Genomic DNA, 15,528 nt, shown 5'->3' with positions numbered 1-15,528 from the left:
GCCGCCCCGGCCCGCCCCGCGCCTCCTGCACCGCCCCCCGGCCCGCCCCGCGCCGCACCGCAAGGCCCCGCGCCGCACCTCACCGCCGCCCCGGTCCGCCCCGGCCCGCCCCGCACTTCACTGCACCGCGTTTCGTGCACGGCACCGCGACTAGTCCAGGTGTGCTGCACGAGACGCGGTGCGATGTCGCGCGGTCGGCCCCGGCGCGGATCGGCCGGCGCCGAGCGACCGAGTGCGGTGCGACGCGGCGGCGCGCTAGCCGAGTTCGTCGCTGCGGGCGTCGTCGGCCGCGGCCGCGAGGTCGCGCGCGCTCACGCCGCCCTTGGACGCGAGCAGCGACTGCAGCGACTCGAGCCGTTCGCGGCCGACGTCGCCGAGCTCGCCGGCCTCGATGCGGTCGACGATCTCCCAGTCGTGGGCCTCGGCCAGCGGGATGCCGTCGACCGGCTCGCCCTCGGCCGGGATCGCGTGCGCCGCGAACGACTTGAGGATGTTCTCGGGGTCGACGTGCCCGAGTCCGAACGACCGCACGCCGGGGGTGTCGACGATCCAGCCGCCGGTCGGCACCTTGAACGACACGGTCGACGACGAGGTGTGCCGTCCGCGACCGGTGACCGCGTTGACCACGCCCACCTCGCGACGCGACCCGGTCAGGGCGTTGACGAGGGTCGACTTGCCGACGCCCGAGTGGCCGACCGTGACGGTCACGTGGCCGTCGAGGACGCCGCGCAGCTCGTCGAGCGCGGGGGAGACCTGCCCGCCGGGTGCGACCTCGTCGAACGAGGTCGAGGTCGTCGTGACGATGCGCAGGTCGAAGCACGAGAAGTGCGCCGCGAACGGTGCCGGGTCGGCGAGGTCGGTCTTGGTGATGCAGAGGATCGGTTCGACCCCCGCGTCGAACGCCGCCACCATGTAGCGGTCGACCAGGCGGGGCCGGGGCTCGGGGTCGGCGGCGGCGACGACGATCAGCATCTGGTCGGCGTTGGCGACGATGACGCGCTCGACGGCGTCGCTGTCGTCGGCGCTGCGCCGCAGCAGGGTCGAGCGGTCGTGCACCTTGACGATGCGGGCGAGCGACCCCTCGGAGCCGCTCGTGTCCCCGACGACGCCGACGCGGTCACCGGTCACGACGCTCTTCTTGCCGAGCTCGCGGGCCCGCGCCGTCGTGATCTCGCGTTCGTCGGGGGTGCCGGCGTCCATCAGCACGCCGTAGCGGCCACGGTCGACCGTCCAGACGACGCCCTCCTCGGCGTTCGCGTAGGCCGGGCGCTGCTTGGTGCGCGGCTTGTTGCCCTTGGGGTTCGGGCGCACCCGCACCGAGCTCTCGTCGTACCGGGCGTAGTCGCCCTCGTCCTCGGCGTCGTCGCCGTCGCTCCACCAGCTCATCGTGCCTCGCTCATCGTCGACCGTGCCCCGCTCGTCCTGCGCCGTGCCCTGCTCATCGTCGTCGGCCCGGCGCCTAGAGGAAGCCGAGCAGGTCGATGTCGGCGGGGCTCTGGCGGACGGACCGGCCGAGCATCTCGTCCCACAACTCGACGAACTGCGGCAGCGTCTTGCCGACGACCCGGACGTCGTCGAGCTCGACCCCCTCGACCGCGAGGCCGATGATCGCCGCCGCCGTCGCCATGCGGTGGTCCTCGTAGGTGCGCCACTGGCCCGCGTGAAGCGGGGACGGCTCGATGCGCAGGCCGTCCTCGAGTTCGGTCACCGCGCCTCCGAGGGCGTTGATCTCGGCGGCGAGGGCCGCGAGGCGGTCGGTCTCGTGGCCGCGCAGGTGGCCGATGCCGGTGATCGTGCTCGGGCCCGACGCGAGGGCGGCGAGGGCGACCAGCGCCGGGGCGAGCTCGCCACCGCGGGACAGGTCGACGTCCACGCCGGGCAGCGAGCCGCCGCCGACGAGGCCCACGCCGCCGTCGACGGTGAGGGTGTCGCCGTCGAGCGTGACGGACGCACCCCAGAGCGGCAGCAGGTCGATCAGGTCGGCCCCGACCTGGGTCGTGTCGGCGGGCCAGTGCGGGATGGACACGGTGCCGCCCGCGACCAGGGCGGCCACGAGGAACGGCGCCGCGTTCGACAGGTCGGGTTCGATGACGACCTCGCGCCCTGCGATCGGCGTCGGCGGCACGATCCAGGTGCCGACGGCGGGCGAGGCGACCTCGACCCCGCGCTGGGCGAGCGCGTCGATCGTCATCTCGATGTGGGGCAGGCTCGGCAGGCGTTCGCCGGTGTGGGTCAGGGTGAGGCCGCGTTCGAAGCGCGGGGCCGAGAGCAGCAGCCCCGAGACGAACTGGCTCGAGGCCGACGCGTCGATCTCGACGTCGCCGCCCTCGACCTCGCCGGTGCCGTAGAGGCTGAAGGGCAGCGCGCCCCGGCCGTCGTCGTTCACCTCGACGCCGAGGGAGCGCAGGGCGTCGATCGTCGTGCGCATGGGGCGCTTGCGGGCTCCGGCGTCGCCGTCGAAGGTGACCGGTCCGAGGGCGAGTGCGGCGACCGGGGGCAGGAAGCGCATGACCGTGCCGGCCAGGCCGCAGTCGATCGTCGCGCCGCCCTGCAGTTCGCCGGGCGTGACGACCAGGTCGGGGCCGAAGGGGGAGTCGTTCGGGAACTCGGCGACCGTCGTGCCCAGGGCCTTGAGCGCCTCGATCATGAGCGCCGTGTCGCGGGAGTGGAGCGGCAGCCGCAGCGTCGACGGCGACGAGGCGAGCGCCGACAGCACGAGTTCGCGGTTCGTCAGGGACTTCGACCCGGGCAGGGACGAGGAGGCGCGCAACGGCCCGGAGGCGGTGGGCGCGACCCAGCGCCCCTCGTCGACCTCGGGAACCTTCCCGTCGCCGTAGGGAGAGAACTCGGGCCCGGAATACCTGTACACCTGCATCGGTTCACCACAGTAATGCAGCAAGAACCTGGAGGACCTGTGCCTGTCGCACTCGCACCGAGGGAAATCACCGTCGCCGAACTAGAATCGGCCCTGATGAGCACCCCCGAGGGCCACGAGCCCACACCGACCGCCGCCGTCGAACCGACCGAGGCCGACGTCGACGCCGCCCTCGAGGCGGTCGACGCCGACGCCGAGAAGCGCGCCCTGTTCGAAGAACAGGCGCTGCCGTTCATGGACCAGCTCTACGCCGCGGGCATGCGCATGACGCGCAACCCGGCCGACGCGAGCGACCTCGTGCAAGAGACGTTCGTCAAGGCCTACGCGGCGTTCGCGCAGTTCCAGCAGGGCACGAACCTCAAGGCCTGGCTCTACCGCATCCAGACCAACACGTTCATCAACACGTACCGCAAGAAGCAGCGCGACCCGTACCAGGGCACGATCGACGAGTTGGAAGACTGGCAGATGGGCGGCGCCGAGTCCGCGACCCGCGCCTCCGGCTCCACCCGCTCGGCCGAGGCCGAGGCGATCGACCACCTCCCCGACAGCGCCGTGAAGGACGCCCTGCAGAAGGTCCCCGAAGACTTCCGCATGGCCGTGTACTTCGCGGACGTCGAAGGCTTCTCGTACCAAGAGATCGCCGACATCATGAAGACCCCCGTGGGCACCGTGATGAGCCGCCTGCACCGCGGCCGTCGCCTGCTCCGTGAACTCCTCGCCGACTACGCACGCGATCGTGGCATCGCCGTTCCCGTCGGCTCGTCGAAGGGCGGAAAGAAATGACCGACTGTGGTTGCACCAAGGCCAAGGCCGAGCTCGAAGATTACCTGCACAACGAGTTGTGCCGCGAGGACGCGGCCGACATCCGCGAGCACATGGCGAACTGCGGCGACTGCTCGGGCGAGCACAAGGTCGGCGTCGTGCTGACCGAGGCCGTCCAGCGGGCCTGCCGCGAGACGGCACCCGAAGACCTGCGTGCCACGGTGCTCGCGCGCCTGCGCGAGCTGCAGTCCGCCCACCGCTAGTCGTCGCGCTCCGTGCCCGGCCGGTCGTCACATGACGAACGGCTGCGCTAGCGTCGTGGCATGACCGCAACGGTGCAGCCCCTCGGCATCCCGACCACCAGCGACCTCGACGACCTCGTGTCGTTGATCGGCCTGCTCGGTTACACGCTCGACGCGGACGTCCTGTCCGCGCGCCTGACGCGGCTCACGGCCGACGCGGGGCACGAGACGTGGGTCGTCCGTGGCGACGACGGGCGCATCACCGCCGTGGCCGGCGGTCACGTGGTGTGGGCGTACAACGACGACGCGCCGACGGCCGAGCTCCTGCTGCTCGTCGTGTCGGCCGAGGCCCGCCGCGACGGCGTCGGTTCGTACCTGCTGGGGCACTTCGAGTCCTGGGCCCGCGGGCACCAGGCGCGCGTTCTCAACGCCGTCTCGGCTGCCGCGACCGACTCGGCCAACCGTTTCTACCGCAAGCGCGGCTACCACGAGGCCGGCGTCCGCTACTCGAAGCTCATCTGACCGCGGCGGTCCCGTCGCCTCCTGACGCTGACCGCCCTCCCGGTGCTGGCCGCGCCGTCCCGGTGACGGCCCAGCCCTGAGGCGCGATCCCTCGCCGCGGTGCCGACTCCCTCCGCGGCCAGCGGTGTCGCGGGTGACGCGTCGTGCCTCGTGCGTCGTGCGCCGGTAACTCCTGGCCGGTGTCGTCGTGACGCGGCTCGACTGGGACTGCGCTCGCAGGAGTCCTGAATTGCCGACAGGCGGCACGGGTCCGCTCCCGGGGTCGACCATCGATGCCGATGCCGATGCCGATGCCGGTGCCGGTGCCGGTGCCGGTGCCGGTGCCGGTGCCGGTGCGATGTCGATGCGGGCGCCGTTCGTCGCAGGCGTGTGTGTGGGCAATTCCGGAGAACGGCTGCACATCGGGGTGTCTGCGCCCGCTGCGGCAGCAGGAGTCCTGAGTTGCCGACAGCGGGGCGCGGACTCGAACCCGGGCGGACCGGGGCCGGTGCAAGCGCCGTCCGTCGGCCCGTCCCGCGGCCCCGAATCGATCCGCGTCGGCAAGTCAGGACTCTTGCCGCCGTTCCGCCCAGGACAGTCCCCGGCGGGCACGTTTCTCCTGAGTTGCCGACGCGCGAGACGACCGTGGCCGCGCCTCCTGAAGGAGGCGCGGCCACGGTCGTGCGGGCGAGGACCGCCTACAGGTCGAGTGCCTCGGCGATCAGGGTCGCCTGCTGCGCAGCGCTCGCCTTGTTCGAGCCGGCGGCCGGCGAAGCCGACGCGGGACGCGACGCCACGCGGATCTGTCGATCGAGGTGCTTCTGCAGCTCGAGCACGACGAACGGCCAGGCCCCCTGGTTCTCGGGCTCTTCTTGCGCCCAGACGAGTTCGGCGGACGGGTAGCGGTCGAGCACGCGGCGGATCTCGTCGAGGGGCAGCGGGTAGAGCTGCTCGAGGCGGACGAGCGCGACGTCGTTCTGCACGCCTCGCTTGTCGAGCTCGGTCGAGAGGTCGTAGTGGATCTTGCCGCTGTGCAGCACGACGCGCTTGGTCGACTCGGGCTCGGAGACCCTAGTGCAGTCGAGCACCGGCTCGAAGCGACCCGAGGTGAAGGCGTCGACCCCGCTGGTCGCTCCTCGCAGCCGCAGCATGGCCTTCGGGGTGAAGACCACGAGCGGACGACGCGGGCGGGCGTAGGCCTGACGGCGCAACAGGTGGAAGTACGACGCGGGTGTCGACGGCCGCGCGATCGTCATGTTGTCCTCGGCGCAGAGCTGCAGGAAGCGTTCCATGCGGGCGGACGAGTGGTCGGGGCCCTGCCCCTCGTAGCCGTGCGGCAGCAACAGCACGACGCTCGAACGCTGACCCCACTTCTGCTCGGCCGACGAGATGAACTCGTCGATGACCGTCTGGGCGCCGTTGCTGAAGTCGCCGAACTGCGCCTCCCACAGCACGAGCGCGTCGGCCCGCTCGACCGAGTAGCCGTACTCGAACGCCATGGCCGCGTACTCGCTGAGCAGCGAGTCGTAGATCCAGAGCTTCGCCTGGTTGTCGGCGACGTTCTGCAGCGGCAGCCACTCCTGGCCGTTCTCACGGTCGTGCAGCACCGAGTGCCGCTGCACGAAGGTGCCGCGTCGGCTGTCCTGGCCCGCGAGGCGCACGGGGGTGCCCTCGGTGAGCAGCGAGCCGAAGGCCAGCAGCTCGGCGAAGGCCCAGTCGATGCCGCCGTTGCGGCTCATGTCGACGCGCTTCTTGAGCAGCTGCTGCAGCTTGGGGTGGACCGAGAACCCGGCCGGCGGGTTGTCGTGGGCGTCACCGATGTCGTGGACGAGCTCGAGCGACACCCCCGTGGTCTCGGGTTCGCCCCGGGCGTCGTCCTGCTGGGCCACGGGACGCTCGAGGTCGGCGACGTCGCCGTCGTCGTTCGTCACGACGGGGGTCGACCCGGTCTGCGCGGCGTGCGTCTCGGCGAAGGCGCGCTCGAGGCGCTCCTGGAAGTCCCGGTGGGCGCCGTCGTACTCGTCCTGCGTGATGTCGCCACGGCCGACGAGGGCCTCGGTGTAGAGGGTGCGCACCGAGCGCTTCTGCTCGATGAGGTTGTACATCAGCGGCTGTGTCATCGAGGGGTCGTCTCCCTCGTTGTGACCGCGTCGGCGGTAGCACACGAGGTCGATGACGATGTCGCGCTTGAACTGCTGACGGTACGAGAACGCGAGCTCGGCGACGCGGGCCACGGCCTCGGGGTCGTCGCCGTTCACGTGGAAGATCGGAGCCTGGATCGTCTTGGCGACGTCGGTCGAGTACACCGACGTGCGCGACTCGGACGGCGGGGTGGTGAAGCCCACCTGGTTGTTGATGACGATGTGGATGGTGCCGCCGACGCGGTAACCGCGCAGCTGCGACATCTGCAGCGTCTCGACCACGACGCCCTGGCCGGCCATGGCCGCGTCACCGTGGATCAGGATCGGCAGCGTGCTGAAGGCCCCGGGCGTCCCACGGTCCTGCTTGGCGCGCACGATGCCCTCGAGCACGCCGTCTCCGGCCTCGAGGTGCGACGGGTTCGCGGCCAGGTACACGGGGATGGTCTCGCCGACGGCACTCGTGAACTCGCCCTCGGTGCCGAGGTGGTACTTGACGTCGCCCGAGCCCTGCACGGTCTTGGGGTCTTGCGTGCCCTCGAACTCGCGGAAGATCTGACCGTAGGTCTTGCCGGCGATGTTCGTCAGCACGTTGAGGCGGCCGCGGTGGGCCATGCCGATGGCGACCTCGTCGAGGCCTTCGCGGGCGGCGTGCTGCATGACCGTGTCGAGCAGCGAGATGGTGGACTCGCCGCCCTCGAGGCTGAAGCGCTTCTGGCCGACGTACTTCGTCTGCAGGAAGGTCTCGAAGGCCTCGGCCTCGTTGAGCTTCGCGAGGATGCGCATCTGCTCGTCGTGCGAGGGCTTCGTGTAGGGCACCTCGAGGTGGTCCTGGATCCACTTGCGCTGCGCAGGATCCTGGATGTGCATGTACTCGACGCCGATGGTGCGGCAGTACGAGTCGCGCAGGATGCCGAGGATGTCGCGCAAGAGGGCGTGGGTGCGGCCGCCCAGGCCACCGGTGACGAATTCGCGGTCGAGGTCCCAGAAGGTGAGCCCGTGGCTCTCTATCGCGAGGTCGGGGTGCGTGCGCTGGCGGTACTCGAGCGGGTCGATGTCGGCCATCAGGTGGCCGCGCACGCGGTAGCTGTTGATCAGCTCTTGGACGCGGGCCGTCTTGCTGACGCGCTCGGCCAGGTTGACGTTGATGTCGGCGTTCCAGTGGATCGGCTCGTAGGGGATGCGCAGCGCCGCGAAGATGTCCTCGTAGAAGCCGCGCTGACCGATCAACAGCTCGTGCACCTTCTTGAGGAACTCGCCCGAGCCCGCGCCCTGGATGACCCGGTGGTCGTAGGTGCTGGTGAGCGTGATGGTCTTGCCGATGCCCAGTTCGACGAGCGTCTTCGAGGCCGACCCCTGGAACTCGGCCGGGTAGTCGAGTGCACCGGCACCGATGATGGCGCCCGCGCCCTTCATCAGGCGGGGCACGCTGTGGACGGTGCCGATGCCGCCGGGATTGGTCAGCGAGATCGTGTTGCCCTGGAAGTCCGCCGCGGCGAGCTTGTTGTCGCGGGCGCGCTTGACGATGTCCTCGTAGGCGGTCAGGAACTCGCCGAAGTGCATCTCTTCGGCCTTCTTGATGCCGGGAACGAGCAGGGCCCGGGTGCCGTCGGGCTTCGGGATGTCGATCGCGAGGCCGAGGTTGACGTGCGCGGGGGTGACGACCGACGGCTTGCCGTCGACCTCGTCGTAGAAGACGTTCTGGCTGGGGAACTCTTTCAGGGCCTGGACCAGGGCCCAACCGATCAGGTGGGTGAACGACACCTTGCCGCCGCGGGCGCGCTTGAGGTGGTTGTTGATGACGATGCGGTTGTCGATCATCAGCTTCGCCGGGATCGTGCGGACGCTCGTCGCGGTGGGCACGGTGAGGCTGGCGTCCATGTTCGTGGCGAGGGACTTGGCCATGCCGCGCAGCGGTGAGACCACGTTCTCGGCCTCGGGCGTGGGCTGCTCGCCGGCCGTGGCGGGCTTCGCCTTGGCCTTGTCGGGCACCTGGGCCGGGATCGGCTTCGCCGCCGGCTCGACCGAGGTGGTGCGCGCGGCGGCCTTCTGGACGGCGGTCGCAGCGGCGGCGGGTGCGGTCGCCTCAGCGACCGGAGCGGCAGCGGACGACGCAGGAGGCGCGGGTGCGGTCTCGACGGACGGGGCGGCGGGCGACGTGGGGGCTGATCCGCCCTCGGGCGGCGTGTAGGCCTCGAGGATCGGCCACCACGACTCGTCGACCGAGTTCTTGTCGACCACCCACTGCTCGTAGAGCTCGTCGACGAGCCACTCGTTGGCCCCGAACTCGGCTGCAGCGCCGTCGTCAGTTGTACCGGTCACGTGGCTTGACACAGCCGATCGCCCACTCTCCGTTGATTGTTGATCAGTGCGTGGGCTGCGACGCCCACCTCCTCCACCTTAAGCGCAAACGGCCGGTCCTCGGCGGGACGACTCACAGGGATTACCGTGGACCCATGCGGTTCTACGAGACGACCCCCACGCACGATCTGACCTACTCCGACGTGTTCCTCGTCCCGAGCCGGTCGTCGATCACCAGCAGGCTCGACGTGTCCCTCTCCCCGGGCGACGGCACCGGTGCCACGATCCCGATCGTGTCGGCCAACATGAACTCGGTCACGGGCCCGCGCCTGGCGGCGACGCTGGCGCGTCGGGGCGGCCTCGGCGTGTTGCCGCAGGACATGCACTTGCAAGACCTCGACGCCGCGATCCGTTGGGTCAAGGACCAGCCCGTCGACTACGACACGCCCTACTCGCTCGACGCGGGGCAGACCGTCGAGCAGGCGCTGTCCGTCGTCCCGGCCGTCGAGGGCCACGGCATCGTCCTGCACGACGGCACGGGGGCGTACCTCGGCTGCATCGCCACCTCGCGCCTGGCCACGGCCCCGCGGGACGCGGTGCTCGGCGACCTGCTGCACGGCGCCCTGACCTCGCTCGACGCGGACGACGTCGACAGCCCCCGAGACGCGTTCGACCGCATGGTCGCGGCCGACATCCACTTCGCGCCCGTGCTGCGGCACGGTCGGGTCGTCGGCACGGTGAGCCGCAAGAGCGCGCTGCGATCGACGATCTACCAGCCCGCGGTCGACGCCGACGGTCGGCTGCGCGTCGCCGCGGCGGTCGGCATCAACGGCGACGTCGCCGGCAAGGCGAGGGCACTCGCCGCCGCGGGCGTCGACGTGCTCGTGATCGACACGGCCCACGGCGACCAGGACGGCATGATCCGGGCCGTCAAGGCGGTCTCGGCCCTCGGCCTGGGCCTGCCGATCGTCGCCGGCAACGTGGTCACCGAGGAGGCCGTCCGCCACCTCGTCGCGGCCGGCGCCTCGATCGTCAAGGTCGGCGTCGGGCCGGGCGCCATGTGCACCACCCGCATGATGACGGCCGTCGGCCGTCCCCAGTTCTCGGCCGTGCTCGAGACGGCCGCCACCGCCCGTTCCCTCGGCGCGCACGTCTGGGCCGACGGCGGGGTGCGCTACCCCCGCGACGTCGCGCTCGCCCTCGCGGCGGGTGCGTCGTCGGTGATGATCGGATCGTGGTTCGCCGGCACCATCGAAGCGCCGGGCGAGCTGGCGAGCGACGAGCGCGGCCTCTACAAAGAGAGCTGGGGCATGGCCTCGACCAAGGCCGTACGCGGTCGCTTCGAGCGCCTCGACCCCTACGAACTGGCCCGCAAGACGCTCTTCGCCGAGGGCATCTCGTCGTCGAAGATCTACCTCGACCCGCTGCGTCCCGGAGTCGAGGACCTCCTCGACATGATCACCTCGGGCGTCCGCAGCTCGTTCACCTACGCGGGGGCTCGGTCGGTCCCCGAGTTCGCCGAGCGAGCGCTCGTCGGCGTCCAGTCGGCGGCGGGCTACGAAGAGGGCAAGGCGCTCCCCGTCAGCTGGTGAGACGGGGCCGAGGTCGCGCGACGGAAAGCGTGCACGTGCCGTAAGATCTCCCGTCTATGGATGACCCTCCGTCTCAGACGACCGCACCCACGCACCATCGCACGCCGCGCCTCCCGACCTCGGGCGCCATGCCCTCCGAGCGGGGTGACGGAACCCGGTGAACGAGTGGATACTGCTCGCCTTCGGCCTGCTGCTCACCGTGGGCACCGGACTCTTCGTCGCCAGCGAGTTCTCGCTGGTGAACCTCGACCGGTCCGACCTCGAGGCCCGTCAGTCCCGAGGTGAGAAGGGGCTCGCCCCGACCATCGGGGCGCTGCGCATCACGTCGACGCACCTGTCGAGCGCCCAGCTCGGCATCACACTGACGACCCTGCTGACCGGCTACACGATGGAGCCCGCGATCTCGCGCCTCCTGTCGCCGCCGCTCACCGCGGTCGGCGTGCCCGAGGGGGTCGTCGCGGTCGGTGCCCCGATCGTCTCGATCGTCGTCGCGACCCTGCTGTCGATGATCATCGGCGAGCTCGTGCCCAAGAACTTCGCCCTGGCCCTGCCGCTGAAGACGGCCAAGCTGGTCATCCCGTTCCAGGTGTTGTTCACCACGGTCTTCAAGCCCGCGGTCGCCCTGCTCAACAACACGGCCAACGCCGTGCTGCGCGCCATGGGCATCGAACCGAAAGAAGAGCTGTCGGGTGCCCGGACGGCTGAAGAGCTGTCGTCGCTGGTGCGACGCTCGGCCACGGAGGGCAGCCTCGACCGTGACACGGCGACCCTGCTCGCCCGCACGCTCGTGTTCAGCGACCACACCGCGTCCGACGTCATGACCCCGCGGCCCCGGCTCTCGACCGTCGCGCGCGGCGACTCCGCCGAGACCGTCCTCGAACTGGCGCGACGCACCGGCTACTCGCGGTTCCCGGTGACCGACGACGGCATCGACGACGTCGTGGGCCTGGTCCACGTCAAGCAGGCCGTCTCGGTGCCGCGCGAGAAGCGGGCCGACGTGCCCGTGTCCGCGTTGCTGACCGATGCCGTCCGCGTCCCCGAGACGATGACCCTCGACAACCTGCTGGGCGAGGTGCGGGGTCGCGGCTACCAGATGGCCGTCGTCGTCGACGAGTACGGCGGCACCGCCGGTGTCGTGACCCTCGAGGACCTCATCGAGGAGCTGGTCGGCGAGGTCAGCGACGAACACGACCGCAGCCGGGTCGACGTCGTCCGGTCGCGCAACTGGCTGACCTTCCCCGGTCTGCTGCGTCCCGACGAGCTGCTCGAGCGCGCCTCGGTCAAGGTGCCGGAGGACGGCCCCTACGAGACCGTCGGCGGCTGGCTGATGAGCGAGCTGGGCCGCCTGCCCAAGGTCGGCGACGTCGTCGAGACCGACGACGGCGCGTTCCGCGTCGAGCGGCTCGACGGCCGGCGCATCGATCGCATCCGCTTCACTCCCACGCCCGACGACGTGGTCGAGGCCACGGCGACCGAGCCGGGCCGCCGCGACGGGCGTGACGAGCGCGACCGGTCGGGCCGACGCGACCCGAAGGTGCTCCCCGAGAAGGTGCGCACGGGCGTCGAGGACGACCGTCGCGCGGTCCGCACGAAAGAGGTGACCCGATGAGCAGCGACTGGTGGGGCATCGTCTGGCTCGTCGTGTTGCTGGCCGGCAACGCGTTCTTCGTGGCCGCCGAGTTCGCCGTCATCTCGGCTCGTCGTTCGCAGATCGAGCCCAAGGCCGAGGCCGGCAGTCGCGCGGCGAAGACCACGCTGTGGGCCATGGAACACGCGACGATGATGCTCGCGACGACGCAGCTCGGCATCACCATCTGCTCGCTGCTGATCCTCAACGTGTCCGAGCCGTCGATCCACCACCTGCTCGAGGGGCCGCTCGCCTGGACCGGGCTCAGCCCCGAGCTGGTCAGCGTCGTCGGCTTCGTCATCACGCTCGTGCTCGTGTCGTTCCTGCACGTCGTGTTCGGCGAGATGGTGCCGAAGAACATCTCGTTCTCGCTCCCGGACCGCGCCGCCCTCCTGCTGGCCCCGCCGCTCGTGGCGATCGCGCGCGTGCTGCACGTGGTCGTGCTGGCCCTCAACCACTCGGCCAACGCCGTGCTGCGGGCCTTCAAGGTCGAGCCAAAGGACGAGGCGACCAGCGCCTACACGGTCGACGAGGTCGCGACGATCGTCGCCCAGTCGCAGCGCGAGGGCATGATCACCGACGCGACCGGCACGGTGCGCGCGGCGTTCGAGTTCACCGAGAAGACCGTCGCGCAGACGGCCGTCCCGATGGCCGAGCTCGTCACCCTGCCCGAGGACGCCACGCCGCACGACGTCGAGCGGGCGGTCGCCCAACGCGGCTTCTCGCGGTACGTGCTGGTCGACGACGGCGGCGACCCCACGGGGTACCTGCACCTCAAGGACGTCATCGACCTCGACGAGGACGAGTTCGCCGACCCGGTGCCGCCGAAGCGCATCCGTCAGCTGATCTCGATCTTCCAGGGGACCGAGCTCGAGGACGCCTTGGCGACCATGCGCCGCAGCGGCGTCCACGTCGCCCGCTCGTTCGACGAAACCGGTGCCACGCGCGGCGTGCTGTTCCTCGAGGACATCCTCGAAGAGCTGATCGGCGAGGTCCAGGACGCGACCCGGCGTCGCTGAGCGAGCCCGCGCAGACGACACGACCCGCGCCTCCTGACCCCGAGGGGTGAGGAGGCGCGGGTCGCGTCGTCCGGGACCGTCACGGCCCCCGGGCGGCTGGCCGTGCTCGGCCGGCCGCGCCCGGTTCAGTGCGCGCGGAACGGTGCCCGCTGGTACTGCGGCGGCGTGTAGTCGAGCTCGATCCCGAGCTCGGCCGCGGCGCGGAGCGGGAAGTGCGGGTCGCGCAGGAACTCGCGCGCCATCAGCACGACGTCGGCCTGGCCACTGGCCACGACCTCGTTCGCCTGCTCGGCGCCGACGATGAGGCCGACGGCGCCGGTCTCGACGCGCCCCTGCGTCCGGACGTGCTCGGCGAAGCGCACCTGGTAGCCGAGGCCCACGGGGATGCTCACGCCCGCGACGAGGCCGCCGGTCGAGATGTCGAACAGGTCGGCGCCGGCCTCGTGCGCCCAGGCCGCGACGGTGGCGGTGTCGTCCTCGTCCCAGCCGCCGTCGGCCCAGTCCGTGGCCGAGAAACGGACGAGCAACGGGTACTCGTCGCCGACCTCGGCCCGGACGGCCGCGACGACCTCGAGCAGGAAGCGCGCACGGTTCTCGAGCGACCCGCCGTACTGGTCCTCGCGCGAGTTGCTCAGCGGCGAGAGGAACTGGTGCAGCAGGTAGCCGTGGGCGGCGTGCAGTTCGATCAGTTCGAAGCCGGCGTCGATCGAGCGGCGCGCGGCGACGCGGAACGCCTCGACGAGGTCGCTCACCGCCTCGGTGGTCAACGCGACGGGCTCGTCGTAGCCCTCGAAGGCGACGGCCGACGGAGCGACCGTGGTCCAGCCGCCCTGCTCGGCGGGGACGGTGCCCTGCGTCTCGCTCCACGGGCGGAAGGTCGAGGCCTTGCGGCCGGCGTGCGCGAGCTGGACGCCGGGCACGGAACCCTGCGAGCGGATGAAGGACGTGATCGGGCGGAACGCCTCGACCTGGGCGTCGTTCCAGAGACCGAGGTCCTGCGGCGAGATGCGACCCTCGGGCGTGACCGACGTGGCCTCGGCGATGACCGCACCCGCGCCTCCTCGGGCGAGCGAGCCCAGGTGGACGAGATGCCAGTCGGTGGGGACGCCGTCCTCGAGCTCGGCCGAGTACTGGCACATCGGCGCGACCCAGAGGCGGTTGCGGAAGGCCTGGCCGCGCAGGGTGATGGGGTCGAAGAGGCCGACGGGGGAGTCGGAGGGGGTCGTGGGGGCGGGTGCCGTCTGTGCTGCGTTCGTCACGAGTGTGGTCATCGCCTTTCGGTGGGGAGGGTCGCGAGCCCCTCGACGAAGCGTCGGAGCGGCTCGGGCCCGGTGAACAGGTGCCCGATGATCCCGAGCGCCTGGGCGGCCTCGACGTTGTCGGACCTGTTGTCGATGAACACCGTGTCGGCGGCCGTTGTTCCGAGTTCGGCGAGGACGTGCTCGAAGATCGTGGCCGACGGCTTGAGGTCGTCGAGTTCGGCGCTGACGAAGACCTGCTCGAACAGCTCGCCGAGGGGCGAGTGGCGGAACGGCGACGCGAAGTCGAGACCGGCGTTCGAGAGGATCGCCAGTCGCGTGCCGCCGTCGGCCAGGTCGGCGATCACCTCGAGCGTGCCGGGCTCGGGCACGAACCACGACGGGAAGTCGGCGGCCCAGAGCTCGTGCACGCGGGTGCGGGTCCAGTCGGCGCCGGTGTCGGCCGCGATGGCCCGCCAGTACGCCCCGGCGCTGAGCGTGCCGCGGTCGAGGGCGTGGCGGTGGCGACCGTAGCTGGGCCAGAGCACGTCCGGGTCGACGCCCGCGAGCTCTTCGAGGCGGCGGCGCGACGCGTCGTCGGGGAACCGCGCGATCACCTCGCCGTAGTCGAAGACGACGGTGCGGCCGGGGAGTGAGATGCTCATCGACCCACCGTATCGGCGGGCGCAGGCCGGGCGGGGCCGGGCGGGGCTCGGCCGACTACCGTCGGGGCGTGACCTCCGACACCCGCTTCACCGACTGGACCCCCTCCGACGCCGCCGACCAGACCGCCGTGCCGGCGGTCGACGACGACAAGTACAGCCGAGGCGTGCTCGGCGTCGTGACCGGCTCGAGCGCCTACCCGGGCGCCGCCGTGCTCGGCGTCGAGGCCGCGTTGCACACCGGCGTCGGCATGCTGCGGTACCTGGGCCCCGCCCGCGCCTCCGACTTCGTGCTGCACCGTCGGCCCGAGGCCGTGACGAGCCCGGGTCGCGTGCAGGCGTGGTTGCTCGGCTCGGGCGTGGACCCGGACCACCTCGACGACGAGACGCGCGACGGCTTCGCGACCGGCGCCTCCTCGGGGCTGCCGCTCGTGCTCGACGCCGGAGCGCTGTCGCTCCGCGAGCAGGCCACCGGGCCGGTGGTGCTGACGCCGCACTTCCGCGAGCTGGCGAAGGCCTCGGGCCGCGAGGTCGCCGACGTGGCCGCCGACCCGGCCGGTGCCGCCGAGCG

General features: G+C 71.3%; 12 protein-coding genes. 7 read left to right on the top strand and 5 right to left on the bottom strand.

Going from position 1 to position 15,528, the window contains the following annotated elements; translation table 11 throughout:
* Positions 1-255 precede the first annotated feature (255 nt).
* Both rsgA and aroA read right to left on the bottom strand, forming a co-directional pair.
* Complete coding sequence (gene rsgA / locus IFT36_RS05505; RefSeq protein ID WP_200412609.1) at positions 256-1,386, bottom strand: ribosome small subunit-dependent GTPase A; 1,131 nt, start codon at positions 1,384-1,386, stop codon at positions 256-258.
* Between the two features lie 73 nt (positions 1,387-1,459).
* Positions 1,460-2,875, bottom strand: a complete 1,416-nt coding sequence (gene aroA, locus IFT36_RS05500; protein ID WP_200412608.1) for a 3-phosphoshikimate 1-carboxyvinyltransferase — start codon at positions 2,873-2,875, stop codon at positions 1,460-1,462.
* 96 nt (positions 2,876-2,971) lie between these two features.
* Between aroA and IFT36_RS05495 the strand changes: the two genes are divergently transcribed.
* From IFT36_RS05495 to IFT36_RS05485, 3 genes are read left to right on the top strand one after another with little or no spacing between them, the layout of a single operon-like run.
* On the top strand, positions 2,972-3,658 hold the full coding sequence (locus IFT36_RS05495; protein WP_082460271.1) for a sigma-70 family RNA polymerase sigma factor: 687 nt from the start codon (positions 2,972-2,974) through the stop codon (positions 3,656-3,658).
* Positions 3,655-3,900 carry a zf-HC2 domain-containing protein gene (locus IFT36_RS05490; protein ID WP_043593711.1) on the top strand — a complete coding sequence of 82 codons (246 nt, stop codon included), beginning with the start codon at positions 3,655-3,657 and terminating at the stop codon, positions 3,898-3,900. The genes IFT36_RS05495 and IFT36_RS05490 overlap by 4 nt, the downstream gene beginning before the upstream one ends.
* Positions 3,901-3,960: 60 nt before the next feature.
* Positions 3,961-4,401, top strand: coding sequence for a GNAT family N-acetyltransferase (locus IFT36_RS05485; protein WP_173151032.1), 441 nt, complete (start codon positions 3,961-3,963; stop codon positions 4,399-4,401).
* Positions 4,402-5,078: 677 nt separating this feature from the next.
* Here the strand turns inward: IFT36_RS05485 and IFT36_RS05480 are convergent.
* Complete coding sequence (locus IFT36_RS05480) at positions 5,079-8,852, bottom strand: multifunctional oxoglutarate decarboxylase/oxoglutarate dehydrogenase thiamine pyrophosphate-binding subunit/dihydrolipoyllysine-residue succinyltransferase subunit (protein ID WP_200412607.1); 3,774 nt, start codon at positions 8,850-8,852, stop codon at positions 5,079-5,081.
* A 122-nt stretch (positions 8,853-8,974) separates the two neighbouring features.
* On the opposite strand from IFT36_RS05480, the gene guaB1 reads away from it, so the two are divergent.
* The 3 genes from guaB1 to IFT36_RS05465 all read left to right on the top strand — a co-directional run bounded on the left by guaB1 (position 8,975) and on the right by IFT36_RS05465 (position 13,057).
* The gene (guaB1, locus tag IFT36_RS05475) at positions 8,975-10,411 is read left to right on the top strand and encodes a GMP reductase (protein ID WP_200412606.1); all 1,437 of its coding nucleotides are present in this window, start codon (positions 8,975-8,977) and stop codon (positions 10,409-10,411) included.
* Positions 10,412-10,568: 157 nt separating this feature from the next.
* Positions 10,569-12,020, top strand: a complete 1,452-nt coding sequence (locus tag IFT36_RS05470) for a hemolysin family protein (protein ID WP_173151029.1) — start codon at positions 10,569-10,571, stop codon at positions 12,018-12,020.
* Positions 12,017-13,057, top strand: a complete 1,041-nt coding sequence (locus IFT36_RS05465) for a hemolysin family protein (protein WP_056046041.1) — start codon at positions 12,017-12,019, stop codon at positions 13,055-13,057. The genes IFT36_RS05470 and IFT36_RS05465 overlap by 4 nt, the downstream gene beginning before the upstream one ends.
* A 125-nt stretch (positions 13,058-13,182) precedes the next feature.
* Here the strand turns inward: IFT36_RS05465 and IFT36_RS05460 are convergent, their stop codons facing one another.
* Together IFT36_RS05460 and IFT36_RS05455 are read right to left on the bottom strand one after the other, a co-directional pair.
* A complete protein-coding gene (locus tag IFT36_RS05460; protein WP_200412605.1) occupies positions 13,183-14,328 on the bottom strand; it encodes an NADH:flavin oxidoreductase/NADH oxidase in 1,146 nt (381 codons plus the stop codon).
* Positions 14,325-14,960 (bottom strand): HAD family hydrolase, encoded by a 636-nt coding sequence (locus IFT36_RS05455; RefSeq protein WP_123570291.1) that lies wholly within the window; start codon positions 14,958-14,960, stop codon positions 14,325-14,327. Before IFT36_RS05455 ends, IFT36_RS05460 begins: the two co-directional genes overlap by 4 nt.
* A gap of 68 nt (positions 14,961-15,028) precedes the next feature.
* Between IFT36_RS05455 and IFT36_RS05450 the strand changes: the two genes are divergently transcribed.
* On the top strand, positions 15,029-15,528 hold a 500-nt coding region (locus tag IFT36_RS05450), incomplete at its 3' end, for an ADP-dependent NAD(P)H-hydrate dehydratase (RefSeq protein WP_374058386.1).

Source organism: Frigoribacterium sp. CFBP 13605, assembly GCF_014839405.1.
Taxonomy (GTDB): Bacteria; Actinomycetota; Actinomycetes; order Actinomycetales; family Microbacteriaceae; genus Frigoribacterium.
The sequence above is the reverse complement of the archived record's forward strand: the minus strand, read 5'-3'. Positions and strand labels throughout refer to the sequence as shown.